We start from the raw sequence: 16,602 nt of genomic DNA, 5'->3' as shown, positions 1-16,602 counted from the left end.
ACGTACGTGAATCGCTATCACCATCTTGAGTACCGGGAACCATATGGAGGCTTGAGTTCCGGGTCAATGGGGTGGGCGAATGACCACGTATGTGAACCACCGGTGGGTGACAGGTGATGATCAGCCGTCGTTGGTCTCGTCCGGCGCGACGCCGAGCGTCAGGTGGGCGTGGACGCCGCGGGCGATGTGCCTGCGGTCGTACTTGAGGTAGAGGAGACCGCCCTCGTGGCCGTTGTCGGGGTAGATCGTGTCCTCGTCGAGGGTGGTGCGGGTGGTGGTGTTGCTCGCGTAGGGCTCGACGTCGGCGGACGCCAGCACGGACTTCTCGTCGAAGAACAGCTGGCCGGTGTGGCAGGCGTGGCCGCCCTCGTAACCGGCGTCGGTCCACTCGCCATCCACATGCACCTTGACGTGGATGTGCACGCAGCGGCCCTGGTACCAGCCAGGGAAGACGGTACGGAAGCCGACGTGGCCGTGCCGGTCGGTGCGCCAGGTGCCGCGCAGGTAGCGCTCGTCGTCGGTGGGTTCCTGGTGACCGCCGCCACCGCCGGGCGGGGGACCGGTGGGGGTGTCGGTGGGCGTCGCGGTCGGGGTGTCCGTCGGTGTCCCCGAGGGCGGTGGGCCGGAGGGGCCGCCGCCTCCGCCGCCGCCGCTGCCCATCGCCTCGTACCCGGAGTAGATGCCGGTCGCGTTGCAGTGCCAGATGTCGACGGCCGCGTTCCGAACCGGCCGGCAGGTCTCCGCGTCGATCACCTTGAGGCGCAGATGCAGGGGGATGCCCTCCTGGTCCTCGGTGACGTCCTGGCGGATCTTGTCGGCGTCGATGTAGTACGGCCCCTCGACCAGCTCGGAGGTCAGCGTGTAGCACGCGTCCTCGTGGTCGGATACGTGGCCGGCTGCTTGGCCGGCTGCTTGGCCGGAGGCCTGGTCGGAAGCCTGTGCGCTGACCGCGAAGGCACCGCCCACGCCCACCGCGGTCACGGCCACACCACCGGCCGCGAGGACCGTCCGGCGGGCCAACTCCCGTCTTTCTTCAGGTGTCTGAGTGTCCGTCATGGCCAGGGACGCTAGGCGCGGGCCACCTGTCAGGAACATCGGAAAGAGCTGTGAATAGGGGTCCACGGGCGAAAGGGCTCGAAACCGACGCCGGTTTCGAGCCCTTCGTATCCGCCTGTGGCCTGTGCCTTACTTCGGCTGCGGCTTCCGCACCGTCAGGTGCAGTTCCTTCAGCCGGGCCTCCTCCAGCTCCGTCGGCGCGCCCATCATCAGGTCCTGGGCGTTGCCGTTGAGCGGGAAGGAGATCGTCTCGCGGATGTTGGGCTCGTCCGCGAGGAGCATGACGATGCGGTCGACACCCGGGGCGATGCCGCCGTGCGGCGGGGCGCCGAAGCGGAAGGCGCGGAGCATGCCCGCGAACTTCTCCTCGACCGTCTCGCGGTCGTAGCCCGCGATCTCGAAGGCCTTCAGCATGATGTCCGGCTCGTGGTTCCGGATCGCGCCGGAGGACAGCTCGACGCCGTTGCAGACGATGTCGTACTGCCAGCCCAGGATGTCCAGCGGGTCCTGGGTCTCCAGGGCCTCCAGACCGCCCTGCGGCATCGAGAAGGGGTTGTGCGAGAAGTCGATCGCGCCGGTCTCCTCGTCCTTCTCGTACATCGGGAAGTCGACGATCCAGCAGAACCGGAAGACGCCCTCCTCGAAGTGCCCGGCACGCTTGGCGGCCTCGACGCGGACCGCGCCCATGATCTTCGAGACCTCGTCGAACTCGCCCGCGCCGAAGAACACCGCGTGACCGGCGGCCAGCGACAGTCGCTTGGTCAGCTCGGCGACGTTCTCCTCGGTGAGGAACTTCGCGATCGGGCCGGACAGCGAACCGTCCTCGGCGACGCGCACCCAGGCCAGGCCCTTGGCGCCCTGCGAGACCGCGTAGTCACCGAGCTGGTCGAAGAACTTCCGGGGCTGCGCGGACACGTCCAGCACCGCCAGGGCACGCACGTGCTTGCCGGCGAAGGCCTTGAACTCCGAGCCCTCGAAGACGTCGGTGATGTCGACGAGCTCCAGCTGGGCCCGCAGGTCCGGCTTGTCGGAGCCGTACTTCAGCATCGACTCGCGGAACGGGATCCGCGGGAACGGCGAGGTGACGTGGCGGCCGCCGCCGAACTCCTCGAACAGCTCGGTCATGAGCTGCTCGATCGGCTGGAAGACGTCCTCCTGCTCGACGAAGCTCATCTCGACGTCGAGCTGGTAGAACTCGCCCGGCGAGCGGTCCGCGCGGGCGTCCTCGTCGCGGAAGCAGGGCGCGATCTGGAAGTAGCGGTCGAAGCCGGAGATCATCAGCAGCTGCTTGAACTGCTGCGGCGCCTGGGGGAGGGCGTAGAACTTGCCCGGGTTCAGGCGGGACGGCACCACGAAGTCACGCGCGCCCTCGGGGGAGGTCGCGGACAGGATCGGCGTGGCCATCTCGTTGAAGCCGAGGGCGACCATCTTCGAACGGATCGAGGCGATCACCGACGACCGCAGCATGATGTTCTTGTGCATGCGCTCGCGGCGCAGGTCCAGGAAGCGGTACTCAAGGCGCCGCTCCTCGTTGACCCCGTCCTCGGTGTTGATCGTGAACGGCAGCGGGGCGGCGGCGCCGAGCAGCTCGACCTCGCTCACCTCGACCTCGATCTCGCCGGTCGGCAGGTCGGGGTTCACGTTCTCGGTTCCACGTGAAACAACCCGGCCGTCGACGCGGACGGTCGACTCCTTGGTGACCTTGTCCAGGGCCTCGTACGCGGGCGTACCCGGCCGGGCGACGAGCTGCGTGATGCCGTAGTGATCGCGCAGATCGATGAAGAGGATGCCGCCCAGGTCGCGCCGATTGTGCAGCCAGCCACTCAGCCGGACGTCGGTGCCGACGTCAGAGGAGCGGAGCTCGCCGCAGGTGTGGGACCTGTACCGATGCATCGTCGTTCATCCAGTCTTCGCGGATCGGGGGCATGTTTCACGTGAAACTCCGCCCAAGCCTACCGGGGACCCCAAGATCGCCTCTCCAGGATTACCCGTGACCGGCGGGCGTGACCGAACAGACGGAGCTGATCGGTGGCACTCTTCGATCAGCTCTTCATAAAGTGGGGCAATGCGCACTGGCGAGCCGCTGCCGCCCGTGGGGGATGTCCTCGAAGCCCTCGCGACCGGCCTGTGGCACTGGGACACCGCCACCGAGCTGGTCACGGTCGACGCCGAGGCGGCACGGTTGCTCGGGCTGCCCGCCGTCGGGGTCACCCTCACCGAGGCCCAGGCCAGGGCCCGCCTCCACCCGGTCGACTGGAACGAGATCACCGGCGTGGTCGGCCTCGCCGTCGCCGAGGACACCCTCGCCGAGGTACGGATCCGGGTCATGGACGAACACGGACGGGTGATCCGCGTCGTCCGCTCCCGCTCCAAGCCGTCGTACGACCGTGAGAAGCGCTCCTTCCGGCTGATCGGCACCCTCCAGGAGGTCACCGAGCCGACCCCGGGCACCCCGGCCGGCCGCAGCGCCGTCACCGGGGACTGGCGGCGCTCCCGGGAGGCGTTCCTGCTGGACGCGGGCCGCGCGCTGGCCGAGGCGCGGTCGACGGAGGAGGTGCTGCGGGTCGCGTCGGGCCTGTCGATGCCGGGGTTCACCCCGGACGGGCTCGCGGTGTTCGGCGTGGAGGGCGACCGGGTCACGATCACCGGCCTGCACGGGTACCAGCCCGGCGACGGCGACCCGTTCTCCGCGATGCCGTTGGACATGGACTATCCGGCCGCCGAGGTCATACGCACCGGCCGCGCCGTCTACCTCTCCTCCCCCGGCTCCTACAAGTCCCGCTACCCGGTCATGTGGCAGCTGGTCGAGGCCCTCGGCCGGGAGTCCTGGGCGTTCCTGCCGCTGACCGTCGCCGGCCGCACCATGGGCGCCTGGATGGCGTCCTTCGCCTACCCCGTCGCCTTCACCCCGGACGAGCGCTCGGTCCTGACCACGGTCGCCCGCATGCTCGCCCAGGCCCTCTCCCGGGCCGGCGCCGCCGAGACCGAGCGCGCCCTCACCGACGGCCTCCAGCGCTCCATGCTGCCGACGCTCGGCCCCCAGATCCCGGGCATGAACGTGGCCGCCCGCTACGTCCCCACCGGCGGCGGCCTCCAGGTCGGCGGCGACTGGTACGACATGATCCCGCTGCCCAGCGGCCGTATCGCCCTCGCGATCGGCGACGTCCAGGGCCATGACGTGCGGGCCGCCGGTCTGATGGGCCAGCTCCGGATCGCCCTGCGCGCCTACGCCTCCGAGGGCCACCGTCCCGACGCGGTCCTCTCCCGCGCCTCCCGCTTCCTGCACGGCATGACGGACGGCACCCCGGACGAGGATGTCTCCGACCCGCGCTTCGCGACCTGCCTGTACGTCGAGGCCGACCCCGCCACCGGCACCCTGGACATCGCCCGCGCCGGCCACCCCGACCCGGCGATCCGGATGGCGGACGGCACGGTACTGATGCGGCCGACGGCGGGCGGCCTGCCGCTCGGCATCGACCCGGACGCCGACTACCCCACCACTCGCATCACGCTCGAAGCCGGCGAGACGCTGCTGATCTGCACCGACGGCCTGATCGAGACCGGTGGCCACGACCTGGAGAGCGGCTGGCGGCGCCTGCGCACCATCCTGGAGGACCACAAGGGCGATCTGGAGGAACTGGCCGACGCCCTGGTCCAGGGCGTGCACGGCCCGTCCTCCCACCACACGACCGGCCCGCTCGCGGACCGCCGCGAGGACGACATAGCGGTACTGCTGCTGTGCCGGCCGGGGGAGGGCTGCGGCTGCGGCGACACGGTGACCGAGCCGCCGACGGTCCGCCGCACGATGCTCTCCGTCGCCCAGGCCGAACCGGAGCGCGTCGCGGTGGCCCGCCAGCAGCTGCGCGAGCTCCTCCACGACTGGGCGAGCCAGGACCAGATCGACTCGGCGGTCCTGCTGCTCTCCGAGATGCTGACGAACGTCCTGGTCCACACCGACGCGGACGCCCTCCTCCAGGCCGAGGTCCGGGGCGGCCCCGGCGCCCGCCGGATGCGCGTCGAGGTCACCGACACCAGCGACGACCTGCCCCACAAACGCCGCCCCGGCGAGCTGGCCTCCTCCGGCCGCGGCCTGGTCCTCATCGAACTCCTCGCCGAGTCCTGGGGCGTGGACCCCCGGGGCGAGGGCAAGAGCATCTGGTTCGAGCTCTACGAGGACTCGGGCGCCGCGGCCTCCGACGGCTCGCCACCCTCGTAACGACTCCGCAGCTCGTGCACGACCCCGAAGGCGGCCGCGGTGAGCGGTACGGCGAGCAGCATCCCGAGGATCCCGGCCACCGACGCTCCCGCGGTGATCGCGAGCATCACCACGGCCGGATGCATCTGCACGGTCCGGCTCTGGATCATCGGTTGCAGCACGTGTCCTTCCAGGACCTGCACGGCGAGTACGACGCCGAGTGCCCAGAGCGCGATGACGAAGCCGCGGTCGGCGAATGCGACCAGTACGGCGACGGCGCCGGAGATGAAGGCGCCGAGGTAGGGGATGAAGGCGCCGACGAAGACGAGCGCGCCGAGCCCGACGGCACCGGGGACGTCGAGGACCAGCAGGCCGACGGTGATGCACACGGCGTCGATCAGCGCGATGATCGTCGTCCCCCGCATGAACCCTTCCACGGCGTCGAAGGCCCGTCGCGCCATGGCCTCCACCGTGTCGGCGGTGCCGCGGGGAGCGATGGCGCGCAGGGTGTCGGCGGCGAGATGCGAGTCCCGCAGAAAGAAGAAGACGAGAAACAGCGCGAGCACGGCAATGGCGATGCTCTCGCCGACGACGCTGACCCCGCTGATGACGTTGGAGGCGGCGGTGGCCCCGAACTTGGTGAGCAGCTCCTTGGCGTTGGCGGCGAGATCGTCGAGCGAGGTCCCGGCGGCCCCGAAGTGATCGGCGACCCCCTGGGCCGCGTCCTTGAGCGAGGCGACGATCTGGTCGCCGGTGTCGATGAGCGCGGCGACGACGATGTACACCGCCCCGCCGACCACGGCGACGACGGCGACGCAGGTGAGCCCGGCGGCGACGGACCGGTTGACCTTGGCCCGCACGAGCCGCCGGTGCAAGGGCCCGAGCAGCGCGGTCCCGAGCAGCGCGAGCAGCACGGGGACGACGGCGGTCCGCAACTCCGAGCACAGCCGGACGCCGACGTAGACGACTCCGGCGAACAACAGAATCACGGCACACCAGGCGGCGAAACGGCGGACGGGATCGGGGAGGATCTGCACGCGTCCAGCGGATCACAGCACGGACGGGGTGCGGCAGAAGACAGGGCCCGAAGCCGCGGACCGATGTCGCGGCTTCGGGCCCTGTCGTGCCGTACGGGCCGGTCTGCCCTTACAGGCCGCCCTCGGTCATTCCGTGCACCGCGGGGACGGTGCCCAGGCGGCCCTTCTGGAAGTCGTCGAACGCCTGCTGGAGTTCCTCGCGGGTGTTCATGACGAACGGGCCGTAGTGGGCCATCGGCTCACGGATCGGTTGGCCGCCCAGGAGGACGACCTCCAGGTCCGGGGTGTGGCTGTCCTGCTTCTCGTCCGCGCGGACGGTCAGGGAGCCGCCCGCGCCGAAGACCGCGGTCTGGCCCATGTGGACCGGGCGGCGGTCCGCGCCCACCGCGCCGTTGCCGGCCAGGACGTACGCGAGACCGTTGAAGTCCTCCCGCCAGGGGAGGGTGATCTCGGCGCCCGGCGCGAGCGTCGCGTGGATCATCGTGATCGGGGTGTGCGTGATGCCCGGGCCCGCGTGGCCGTCCAGCTCACCGGCGATGACGCGCAGCAGCGCGCCGCCGTCGGGGGTCGTCAGCAACTGCACGTTGCCACCGCGGATGTCCTGGTAGCGCGGCGCCATCATCTTGTCCTTGGCCGGCAGGTTCACCCACAGCTGGAGGCCGTGGAAGAGACCGCCGGACATGACCAGGGCCTCCGGCGGCGCCTCGATGTGGAGCAGACCGGAGCCGGCCGTCATCCACTGGGTGTCGCCGTTGGTGATGGTCCCGCCGCCGCCGTTGGAGTCCTGGTGGTCGAAGATCCCGTCGATGATGTAGGTGACGGTCTCGAAGCCGCGGTGCGGGTGCCAGGGCGTGCCCTTCGGCTCACCCGGCGCGTACTCCACCTCGCCCATCTGGTCCATCATGATGAACGGGTCCAGATGGCGGTAGTTGATCCCGGCGAACGCGCGGCGCACCGGGAAGCCCTCGCCCTCGAAGCCGCTCGGCGCGGTCGTGACGGCGAGCACGGGGCGTGCCACGGCGTCGGCCGGCGCGGTCACGCGCGGGAGCGTCAGCGGGTTCTCGACGGTCACTGCAGGCATGTCGGTACCTCCTTGTGCGGCCAGTTTAGTTGAGCATTGAACTTCCTGCCACCCCTAACGGCACCGACGCGCGGGACATTCCCAGCGGAGATCCGAGCCCGGACAGCAGAACGCCGCCAACCGGATGGGGTCGGCGGCGATGTGTCGGTGGAGGTCACGCGGGCACAGTAGGCGAGGTGGTTCACCGGAAGAGGTCATTCCGGCTCATGGAGCCAATGCTCAGCCATACATCCGGCGCATCGCGAACTCCACCATCTGCTCCACGGCCTTCGCGTCGAAGACCATGCGGTGCTCGCCCTCCATGTCGAGGACGAAGCCGTAGCCGGTGGGGAGGAGGTCGATCACCTCGGCGCCGGTGATCACGAAGTACTTGGACTCCTTGCCCGCGTACCGGCGCAGCTCCTTGAGGGAGGTGAACATCGGGATCACCGGCTGCTGGGTGTTGTGCAGGGCCAGGAAGCCGGGGTTGTCGCCGCGTGGGCAGTACACCTTGGACGTGGCGAAGACCTGCTGGAAGTCCTCGGCCGACACCTGGCCCGTGGTGAAGGCGCGCACCGCGTCCGCGAGGGACGGCGGGGACGGCTCGGGGTACAGCGGCGGCTGCTGGCCGTACCCGCCCGGCATCGGCTGCTGCGGCGGGACGCCGTACTGCTGCTGCTGGGCGCCAACGTTCTGGTCGTAGCCGTACATGCCCCACAGAGTACTGACCCCGCACGAGGGGTCGGTCACAGATGGCCGGATCGGGGTTGCTTCTTATTACCGACGGGTAGCATCATCGTAGCTACTTGTTGGTATGCGAACTAGAAGCAGCGCGAGGGGCCACAACCAGTGCCTCGCCGATATCTCTCAACGGAGCCGTCGCCATGGGGCACTACAAGTCGAATCTCCGCGACATCGAGTTCAACCTGTTCGAAGTCCTCGGACGGGACAAGGTGTACGGCGCCGGTCCGTTCGAGGAGATGGACACCGAGACCGCGAAGAGCATCCTCGAGGAGCTGACCCGGCTCGCGGAGAACGAGCTGGCGGAGTCCTTCGCGGACGCCGACCGCAACCCCCCGGTCTTCGACCCCGAGACGAACACCGCGCCGGTCCCGGCCTCCTTCAAGAAGAGCTACAAGGCCTTCATGGAGTCCGAGTACTGGCGGCTCGGGCTTCCCGAGGAGATCGGCGGCACCACCTCTCCCCGCTCCCTGATCTGGGCCTACGCGGAGCTGCTGCTCGGCGCGAACCCGGCCGTGTGGATGTACGCCTCCGGCCCGGCCTTCGCCGGGATCCTCTTCGACGAGGGCAACGACGTGCAGAAGCACATCGCCAAGCTCGCCGTGGAGAAGACCTGGGGCTCGACCATGGTGCTCACCGAGCCGGACGCCGGCTCGGACGTGGGCGCCGGCCGCACCAAGGCCGTGCAGCAGGAGGACGGGTCCTGGCACATCGAGGGCGTCAAGCGCTTCATCACCTCCGGTGAGCACGACATGGAGGAGAACATCCTCCACTACGTGCTGGCGCGTCCCGAGGGTGCCGGTCCCGGCACCAAGGGCCTCTCCCTCTTCCTCGTACCGAAGTACCTCTTCGACTTCGAGACCGGCGAGCTGGGCGAGCGCAACGGCGTGTACGCGACGAACGTCGAGCACAAGATGGGTCTCAAGGCCTCCAACACCTGCGAGATGACCTTCGGCGACCAGCACCCCGCCAAGGGCTGGCTGATCGGCGACAAGCACGACGGCATCCGCCAGATGTTCCGGATCATCGAGTTCGCGCGGATGATGGTCGGCACGAAGGCCATCTCCACGCTGTCGACCGGCTACCTGAACGCCCTCGAGTACGCCAAGGAGCGCGTCCAGGGTTCCGACCTCGCCGCCTTCGGCGACAAGACCGCTCCCAAGGTCACCATCACGCACCACCCGGACGTCCGCCGCTCGCTGATGACGCAGAAGGCGTACGCCGAGGGCATGCGCGCGCTGGTCATGTACACCGCCTCGGTGCAGGACACGATCCAGGTCAAGGAGGCGAACGGCGAGGACGCGAAGGCCGATCACGCGCTGAACGACCTGCTCCTGCCGATCGTGAAGGGCTACGGCTCCGAGAAGGGCTACGAGCAGCTCGCCCAGTCGCTCCAGACCTTCGGCGGCTCCGGGTTCCTCCAGGAGTACCCGATCGAGCAGTACATCCGCGACGCCAAGATCGACACCCTGTACGAGGGCACCACCGCGATCCAGGGCCAGGACTTCTTCTTCCGGAAGATCGTCCGCAACCAGGGCGCGGCCCTCAACTCCCTTGCCGAGGACATCAAGAAGTTCCTCGCGCCGGGCACCGGCGGCGAGGAACTCGCGGGCGCCCGTGAGCACCTGGCCAAGGCGGCCGTCGAGCTGGAGGCCATCGTCGGCCTGATGCTGACCGACCTCGCGGCCACCGAGCAGGACGTCAAGAACATCTACAAGGTCGGCCTCAACACCAGCCGCCTGCTGCTGGCCTCCGGTGACGTGGTCGTCGGCTACCTGCTGCTCAAGGGTGCCGCGGTCGCCGCCGAGAAGCTGCCGACGGCCTCCGCGAAGGACAAGGCCTTCTACACGGGCAAGATCGCGGCTGCGAAGTTCTTCGCGGCCAACGTCCTGCCGGGCGTCACCGGTGCGCGCAAGCTCGCCGAGGGCGTCGACCTGGACCTGATGGAGCTGGACGAGACCGCGTTCTAGTCCGCCCGGTCCAGGGTTCCGGCAGCCCGGATTCCTGGTTCCGGCATCCCGGGATCTGGGTAGCCACAACTCCACATCGCCCTCACGAGGGCCCGCTCCCCTTCACGCGGAGTGGGCCCTCGTACGTCGTTAAGGTGAACCCATGAGCGAACCCCACCGCTTCGACCGCGGCCACACCGACGACCTCATGTCCTTCCTGACGGCGAGCCCCTCGCCGTACCACGCGGTGGCGAGCGCCGCCGAGCGGCTGGAGAAGGCCGGGTTCAGGCAGGTCGTGGAGACGGACGCCTGGGACGGGACAAGCGGCGGCAGGTACGTGCTGCGCGGCGGCGCCATCGTTGCCTGGTACGTCCCCGAAGGCGCGGCGCCCCACACGCCGTTCCGGATCGTCGGCGCGCACACCGACTCCCCCAACCTGCGGGTCAAGCCGCTGCCCGACACCGGCGGGCACGGCTGGCGCCAGGTCGCCGTGGAGATCTACGGCGGACCGCTGCTGAACTCCTGGCTCGACCGCGACCTGGGCCTGGCCGGCCGGCTGACCCTGCGGGACGGCTCCACCCGCCTGGTGAACGTCGACCGCCCGCTGCTGCGCGTCCCCCAACTCGCCATCCACCTGGACCGTTCGGTGTCCGCGGAGGGCCTCAAGCTCGACAAGCAGCGCCATCTCCAGCCGATCTGGGGGCTGGGCAACGAGGTGCGGGACGGCGATCTGATCGCCTTCCTGGAGGAGAACGAGGGGCTGCCGGCCGGCGAGGTCACCGGCTGGGACCTGATGACGCACTCCGTCGAGCCGCCCGCCTACCTGGGCCGCGATCAGGAGCTGCTCGCCGGGCCGCGCATGGACAACCTGCTCTCCGTGCACGCGGGCGTGGCCGCGCTGACCGCGGTGGCCCGGGCCGACCTGCCCTACATCCCCGTACTCGCCGCCTTCGACCACGAGGAGAACGGCTCGCAGTCGGACACCGGCGCGGACGGACCGCTGCTCGGAGGCGTGCTGGAGCGTTCGGTGTTCGCGCGCGGAGGGTCGTACGAGGACCGGGCGAGAGCCTTCGCGGGCACGGTCTGTCTGTCCTCGGACACGGGGCACGCGGTCCACCCCAACTACGCGGAGCGGCACGACCCGACGCACCACCCGCGGGTCAACGGAGGCCCCATCCTCAAGGTCAACGTCAACAACCGCTATGCGACGGACGGTTCGGGCCGGGCGGTCTTCGCCGCCGCCTGCGAGAAGGCGGGCGTGCCCTTCCAGTCCTTCGTCTCCAACAACTCCATGCCCTGCGGCACGACGATCGGCCCGATCACCGCGGCCCGGCACGGCATCAGGACGGTCGACATCGGCGTCGCGATCCTGTCGATGCACAGCGCGCGCGAGCTGTGCGGCGCGGACGACCCCTACCTGCTGGCGAACTCACTGGTCGCGTTCCTGGAGGGGTAGTCCTGGAGGGGTAGTTACGACGGCAGGTTCCGACATCGGGCCCATGGGTACCCGCACTTGACCGGGAGTCCGGAACAACCGGACCGGACAGGGAGGCGGAACTCATGGGCCTCGGTGGATGCATCATCCTGATCGCCGCGGGAGCCATTCTCACGTTCGCGACCGACTGGCACATGAAGGGGGTCAACCTCGACCTGGTGGGGATCATCTTCGGCGCGACGGCTACAGCGACGGTTACGGCATCTGGCTGACGGTACTACACCTGACGTGACCGCCTGCGTTGCCGCGTCGAAGCCCGACTGTCTGCCTCTTGCCTCTCGATCGCGGCCTTGCCTTCGCGATCGAGTGACAGTCGAAGGTAGAGATCGGCGCTGGAACTCACTCCCGGTCAGGTCAGGGCGTGGCCCGTCGTCGCGTCCACATGGTCCGGGAGTTCCTCGTGATGGTCGCCGACCGTGAGGGTTCCGGTGGGTTCGAGGAGGAGGATCTGGGTGGGTACGGGCGCGTAGGGCTTGTGGTGGGTGCCGTGCGGGACCGTGAAGACCGAGCCCTTGGTGAGGACGACCGTGCGCTCGCCCGCCGGTTCGCGCAGGGCGATGTGCAGTTCGCCGTCCAGGACCAGGAAGAACTCGTCGGTGTGGTCGTGGACGTGCCAGACGTGTTCGCCCTCGACCTTGGCGACCCGGACGTCGTAGTCGTTGACGGTGGTGACGATGCGGGGGCTCCACTGGTCCGTGAAGGACGCGAGAGCCCCGTCGAGGGCGATGGGTTCGGTGGGCATGGGCTCGGTGGGCATGGGCTCATCGTGCGGGGTGGTGCGGGCGCCGGGCGAGTGCTAGGAATCGCATATGTCGCAAGGATCCTCGCAGCGCCGTCCGCACCGGGTCGCCGTGATCGTCGACGAGGGCACCAACCCCTTCGAGGTGGGCGTGGCGACCGAGCTGTTCGGGCTGCCGCGGCCCGAGCTGGGGCTGCCGACGCCGCTGTACGAGGTGACGCTGTGCACGCCCACGCGCGAGGTGCGGATGAACCACGGCTTCTTCACGCTGACCGGAGCGGCGGGCCTGGACGCGGTGGACGACGCGGACACCCTGGTCGTGCCCGGCCGCCCCGACAACGTCGTGCCGCGCGGCGCGGCCGTCCTGGACGCCATCCGGCGCACGCACGCGCGTGGAGCGCGCGTCCTGAGCTTGTGCACCGGGAGCTTCGCGCTCGCCGAGGCCGGGCTGCTCGACGGACTCAGGGCCACCACGCACTGGATGTGGGCCGAGGAGTTCCGCCGGCTGCACCCCAGGGTGCGGCTCGCGGCGGATGTCCTCTTCGTCGACGAGGGTGGCATCCTGACCGCCGCCGGCAGCGCGGCCGCGCTCGACCTGGGCCTGCACGTCGTACGGCGGGACTACGGCGCCGAAATCGCCAACGCGGTGTCCCGGCGTCTGGTGTTCGCCGCCCACCGGGACGGCGGGCAGCGGCAGTTCGTGGAGCGGCCGCTGCCGAGGGTGCCGGACGAGTCCCTCGCGCCGCTGCTGGCCTGGGCGCAGGAGCGGCTGGGGAGCCGCTGACGGTGGCCGACCTCGCCGCCCGCGCCTCCGTCTCCCCTGCCACCCTGCACCGCCGCTTCCAGGCCCAGCTCGGCACGACCCCGCTGGCCTGGCTGACGGGGGAGCGGGTGGCGCTGGCCTGTCGGCTGATCGAACGCGGGGAGCGGCGGCTGGACGTGGTGGCGGAACGCAGCGGCCTGGGGACGGCGGCGAACCTACGCGCGCGTGTACGGCGCGAGACAGGGCTCAGTCCGTCGGCGTACCGTCGGCGTTTCGGACCGGTCGGCGGGGAACGGGTGACGGTATGAGATTCCAAGTGCGCGACCGGCTCCTCGGCTTCGGTGAGGACTACTGGATCGAGGACCAGCACGGCGACAAGGTGTTCCTCGTCGACGGCAAGGCGATGCGGATCAGGGACACCTTCGAGCTGAAGGACACCCATGGGCGCGTCCTGATCGACATCCACCAGAAGATGTTCGCCCTGCGCGACACCATGGTGATCGAGCGGGACGGCGACGTCCTGGCCCGCATCAAGCGCAAGCGTCTGTCCCTGCTGCGCAACCACTACCGGGTCACCCTCGTCGACGGCACCGAGCTCGACGTCAGCGGCAAGATCCTGGACCGGGAGTTCGCCGTCGAGTACGACGGCGAACTGCTCGCCGTGATCTCGCGCCGCTGGCTGCACGTCCGGGAGACGTACGGCGTCGACGTGGTACGCGACGACGCCGACCCGGCGCTGCTGATCGCGGTGGCGGTGTGCGTGATCCACCTGGCGGAGAAGGAGCGGGAGGAGGACTGACCCCGCCAGTGCCGAGGGCTGCCCCCGCTCGTGCCGAGGGCTGCCCCCGCCCGCGCTAGAGCACCCGGTCCTTCAGGGCCGGGAACTGCTCCCGCGTCGTGGCGACCTTCGTCGGGTCGAACTCCACGGTGAGGACCTCCTCGCCGGCTCCCGCCTGTGCCAGCACCTCGCCCCACGGATCCACCACGATCGAGTGACCCGCCTGCGGAACTCCCGCGTGCGTCCCGGCCGTTCCACAAGCAAGCACGAACGCCTGGTTCTCGACCGCCCGCGCCTGGGCCAGCAGCGTCCAGTGCGAGCGGCGGCGCTCCGGCCAGCCCGCCGGCAGGACCAGGGTCTCGGCACCGGCGTCGACGAGACCGCGGAAGAGTTCGGGGAAACGGAGGTCGTAGCAGGTCCCGAGGCCCAGGGTGGTCTCGGGCAGACGGACCGTCACCAGGTCCCGCCCCGCGCCCATCAGTACGGCCTCGCCCTTGTCGAAGCCGAAGCGGTGGATCTTGCGGTAGGCGGCGACCAGGTCACCGGAGGGGGAGAAGACGAGAGACGTGTTGTAGAGAGGACCGTCAGGGTCCCGCTCGGGGATCGAGCCCGCGTGCAGCCACACGCCCGCGTCGCTCGCCGCCTTCGCCATCGCCTCGTGCGTCGGTCCCTCGATCGGCTCGGCCTCGTCGGTGAACCCCTCGTACGCGAACGCGCCCGTGGTCCACAGCTCGGGCAGCACCACGAGATCGGCCCCGGCCTGGTCCCGTACCAACGAAGCAACACGACGCCGACGCGATTCGACCGATTCGCCCTCGTTCACGTCGATCTGGAGCAGAGAGGCGCGCACACTACCACCGTCCTGGCATTCGAGCCGTTCACACGGGCCTACGATCGTCACACGAAAGCACTGCCGGGGTGCCTCACAGCAGCGTAACTTAGCGTCCCAAGACACCCGCCGACAGCAGCCACCTCCCACTGGCAACGCCGCCAACCAGCCCGTGTACCGACCGCCGAGGGGTCCCGTTCCGTGAGTCTGCATCCCACCCTCCAGCCCTACGCCGACGCCTGGACCCACTCCATCGAAGCGATATCCGAGCTGGTGGGGCCGCTTGTGGAGGGAGAGTGGAACCGGCGCACCCCGTGCCCGGGCTGGTCGGTCCGTGACGTGGTGTCCCATGTCATCGGCCTGGACTGCGAGATGCTCGGCGACCCGCGGCCCATCCACACCCTGCCGCGCGACCTGTTCCACGTCACCAACGACCACCAGCGCTACATGGAGATGCAGGTCGACGTCCGCCGCCACCATACGGCGCCGGAGATGACCTCCGAGCTGGAGTACGTGATCATCCGCCGCAACCGCCAGCTGCGGAACGAGTCACGGGACCCGGGCACCAAGGTGCGCGGCCCGCTCGGCACCGAGCTCACCCTCGAAGAGGCCGTGCGGAACCACGCGTTCTGCGTGTGGGTGCACGAGCAGGACCTGCGCGCCGCCCTCGGTCGCCCCGGCAACCTCGACTCCCCCGGCGCGCACATCGCCCGTGACGTGCTGCTCGCCGCGCTGCCCGCGGTGGTGGCGGAGAAGGCGAACGCGCCCCGCAGTTCGGCGATCGTCTTCGACGTGCACGGCCCGATCGAGTTCCTGCGCACCATCCGCGTCGACATCCAGGGCCGCGGCACCCTGGAGACGGCCCCCGCGCTCGGCCCCGCCGCCACCCTCACCCTGGACTGGGAGACCTACGTCCGCCTGGCCTGCGGCCGGATCACGCTGGAGGCGGCCGCGGACCGGCTGAAGGCGGAGGGCGACCCGGAGCTGACGGCGGCGATCCTGCGCAACTTCACGGTCACGCAGTAGGACACCGGTCCGGAACGTCCGTTCAGTGGTCCTCGGTGACCGAGGTCGCGATGCCGTTCGCGATGACGACCTTGGCGTCGAGGCCCTTCTTCGCGGCGGCCTCCAGCTGGTCGAGCGTGCACGTCGACGCGGACGTGGAGCTGCCGCAGATGGTGCCGTAGCCCTTGATGACGGTGTCGTCGGCGATGTAGAAGGCCTGCTCGGCGCCCTTCTGGCCGGAGACGGTGAACTTGCCGGGCGCGAGGTAGGAGACCTGGCCGAGCCAGGTGCCGTTGACGCCCTTCGTGCCGGAGCCCGTCCCCGCGGCGGCACGCTCGCGGACAACGGTGGCGATGCCCTTCTCCAGCGTCACGTCTGCGGGGACGGCCGCCTTCTCGGTGGCCGTCTCCAGCTGGTCGAGGGTGCAGCTCGCGCTGGAGCAGATCGTGCCGGCGCCGTGCACCTGGGTGCCGTCGGCGACGAAGAACACCTGGTCGGTCCTGCCGGGGACGGAGAGCGTGTACTTGCCGGGGGCGAGGTAGCTGACGGTGCCGCCGGTGAAGGTCCCGGTGACGCCCTGCCCGGACTTCGAGGCGTTCTGGGCGGTCGTACCAGAAGAACCGGAGGAACCGGAGGAACCAGAGGAAGTGGACTGCTTGGACGTCGTGGACTTCCCAGCCGTACCGGAGGTCTTGGACGTCGACTGGTGCTGGCCGGTGCTCGAAGTACTGCCGCTCGTGGAGCCGTTCTGACATGCCGTCATCAGCAGGCCGGCCGAGACCGCGGCGGTGACGACGACGGCCTTGCGCAGGTGGCGGTTCATCAGGGAAGTCCTTTCGGAAGCGAGTACTTCGTTCGATCACTATGAGCGCCCGCAGGCCTCGAAGGTCACGTCCGTCCTCGCTTCACGACACCCCTGTCACACTCCTATGACAGAGCAACACCTGCGCTGTGA

General features: G+C 69.7%; 14 protein-coding genes and 1 pseudogene. 7 read left to right on the top strand and 8 right to left on the bottom strand.

Going from position 1 to position 16,602, the window contains the following annotated elements:
- Window positions 1–120 precede the first annotated feature (120 nt).
- Together ACQEWB_RS24945 and aspS are read right to left on the bottom strand one after the other, a co-directional pair.
- Window positions 121–1,056 (bottom strand): intradiol ring-cleavage dioxygenase, encoded by a 936-nt coding sequence (locus ACQEWB_RS24945; protein ID WP_432834583.1) that lies wholly within the window; start codon window positions 1,054–1,056, stop codon window positions 121–123.
- A gap of 129 nt (window positions 1,057–1,185) precedes the next feature.
- Window positions 1,186–2,949, bottom strand: coding sequence for an aspartate--tRNA ligase (aspS, locus tag ACQEWB_RS24940; RefSeq protein ID WP_432834581.1), 1,764 nt, complete (start codon window positions 2,947–2,949; stop codon window positions 1,186–1,188).
- A 172-nt stretch (window positions 2,950–3,121) separates the two neighbouring features.
- On the opposite strand from aspS, the gene ACQEWB_RS24935 reads away from it, so the two are divergent.
- The gene (locus ACQEWB_RS24935) at window positions 3,122–5,272 is read left to right on the top strand and encodes a SpoIIE family protein phosphatase (protein ID WP_432834579.1); all 2,151 of its coding nucleotides are present in this window, start codon (window positions 3,122–3,124) and stop codon (window positions 5,270–5,272) included.
- Here ACQEWB_RS24935 and ACQEWB_RS24930 read toward each other — a convergent pair.
- From ACQEWB_RS24930 to ACQEWB_RS24920, 3 genes are all read right to left on the bottom strand, one after another.
- Window positions 5,224–6,288, bottom strand: a complete 1,065-nt coding sequence (locus tag ACQEWB_RS24930; RefSeq protein WP_432834577.1) for an AI-2E family transporter — start codon at window positions 6,286–6,288, stop codon at window positions 5,224–5,226. The genes ACQEWB_RS24935 and ACQEWB_RS24930 overlap by 49 nt on opposite strands.
- A 109-nt stretch (window positions 6,289–6,397) precedes the next feature.
- On the bottom strand, window positions 6,398–7,369 hold the full coding sequence (locus tag ACQEWB_RS24925) for a pirin family protein (RefSeq protein WP_432834575.1): 972 nt from the start codon (window positions 7,367–7,369) through the stop codon (window positions 6,398–6,400).
- A gap of 219 nt (window positions 7,370–7,588) precedes the next feature.
- On the bottom strand, window positions 7,589–8,059 hold the full coding sequence (locus tag ACQEWB_RS24920) for an SseB family protein (protein ID WP_432834573.1): 471 nt from the start codon (window positions 8,057–8,059) through the stop codon (window positions 7,589–7,591).
- Between the two features lie 173 nt (window positions 8,060–8,232).
- Here ACQEWB_RS24920 and ACQEWB_RS24915 point away from each other — a divergent pair, with 173 nt between their 5' ends.
- From ACQEWB_RS24915 to ACQEWB_RS24905, 3 genes are all read left to right on the top strand, one after another.
- A complete protein-coding gene (locus ACQEWB_RS24915; protein ID WP_432834571.1) occupies window positions 8,233–10,059 on the top strand; it encodes an acyl-CoA dehydrogenase in 1,827 nt (608 codons plus the stop codon).
- A gap of 142 nt (window positions 10,060–10,201) precedes the next feature.
- The gene (locus ACQEWB_RS24910; protein ID WP_432834569.1) at window positions 10,202–11,494 is read left to right on the top strand and encodes a M18 family aminopeptidase; all 1,293 of its coding nucleotides are present in this window, start codon (window positions 10,202–10,204) and stop codon (window positions 11,492–11,494) included.
- A gap of 104 nt (window positions 11,495–11,598) precedes the next feature.
- Window positions 11,599–11,745 carry a hypothetical protein gene (locus ACQEWB_RS24905; RefSeq protein ID WP_432844412.1) on the top strand — a complete coding sequence of 49 codons (147 nt, stop codon included), beginning with the start codon at window positions 11,599–11,601 and terminating at the stop codon, window positions 11,743–11,745.
- Window positions 11,746–11,882: 137 nt separating this feature from the next.
- Here the strand turns inward: ACQEWB_RS24905 and ACQEWB_RS24900 are convergent, their stop codons facing one another.
- On the bottom strand, window positions 11,883–12,275 hold the full coding sequence (locus tag ACQEWB_RS24900) for a cupin domain-containing protein (protein WP_432843991.1): 393 nt from the start codon (window positions 12,273–12,275) through the stop codon (window positions 11,883–11,885).
- 67 nt (window positions 12,276–12,342) lie between these two features.
- Here ACQEWB_RS24900 and ACQEWB_RS24895 point away from each other — a divergent pair.
- Window positions 12,343–13,343 (top strand): annotated as a pseudogene (locus ACQEWB_RS24895) (GlxA family transcriptional regulator).
- Window positions 13,340–13,834 (top strand): LURP-one-related/scramblase family protein, encoded by a 495-nt coding sequence (locus ACQEWB_RS24890; protein WP_432834567.1) that lies wholly within the window; start codon window positions 13,340–13,342, stop codon window positions 13,832–13,834. Before ACQEWB_RS24895 ends, ACQEWB_RS24890 begins: the two are co-directional and overlap by 4 nt.
- 55 nt (window positions 13,835–13,889) lie before the next feature.
- Here ACQEWB_RS24890 and ACQEWB_RS24885 read toward each other — a convergent pair whose 3' ends face one another.
- Window positions 13,890–14,663 carry a carbon-nitrogen family hydrolase gene (locus tag ACQEWB_RS24885; RefSeq protein WP_432834565.1) on the bottom strand — a complete coding sequence of 258 codons (774 nt, stop codon included), beginning with the start codon at window positions 14,661–14,663 and terminating at the stop codon, window positions 13,890–13,892.
- Window positions 14,664–14,843: 180 nt separating this feature from the next.
- On the opposite strand from ACQEWB_RS24885, the gene ACQEWB_RS24880 reads away from it, so the two are divergent.
- Window positions 14,844–15,668 (top strand): maleylpyruvate isomerase family mycothiol-dependent enzyme, encoded by an 825-nt coding sequence (locus ACQEWB_RS24880; protein WP_432834563.1) that lies wholly within the window; start codon window positions 14,844–14,846, stop codon window positions 15,666–15,668.
- Between the two features lie 22 nt (window positions 15,669–15,690).
- Here ACQEWB_RS24880 and ACQEWB_RS24875 read toward each other — a convergent pair whose 3' ends face one another.
- On the bottom strand, window positions 15,691–16,470 hold the full coding sequence (locus ACQEWB_RS24875) for a hypothetical protein (RefSeq protein ID WP_432834561.1): 780 nt from the start codon (window positions 16,468–16,470) through the stop codon (window positions 15,691–15,693).
- Window positions 16,471–16,602: the final 132 nt, after the last annotated feature.

Source organism: Streptomyces sp. CA-249302 (assembly GCF_050936785.1).
Classification (GTDB): Bacteria; Actinomycetota; Actinomycetes; order Streptomycetales; family Streptomycetaceae; genus Streptomyces.
This window is presented reverse-complemented; position numbering and strand designations above follow the sequence as displayed.